General features: G+C 62.2%; 1 protein-coding gene. It reads right to left on the reverse strand.

The window, feature by feature from the left end; genetic code table 11:
- The coding region (locus tag AC0IYH_RS29925) for a sugar transferase (protein ID WP_471837722.1) at positions 1–365 on the reverse strand (365 nt) is incomplete at both ends.

Raw genomic sequence — 365 nt, forward strand, 5'->3', positions numbered from 1 at the left:
GGCCCGCAGCACGTTGAGCAATTGGGGCAGTTCGTCGATCCGGCTGTGACGCAGGAACCGGCCGATGTTGGTCACCCGCTGGTCGTTGTCCTTCGTCATCGCCGCATCGCGCGCCGTCGGATCGTCGCCGCTGCGAACGCTGGTCATGGTGCGCAACTTGTATACCCGGAACGGCTTTCCCTGATAGCCGATGCGCGTCTGCCGGAAGATGACCGGGCCGGGAGAGTCCAGCCGTATCAGGATGCCCACTACGATCAGCAACGGCAGCAGCACGACAAGGATCACCAGGGCGGCGATCCAGTCGAGCGCATGTTTGACCGACATATAGGCGTATAGCGGGCTCAGCGTGCCAAAGTTGTTTTCCG

This window comes from Pseudomonas sp. AC463 (assembly GCF_979253585.1).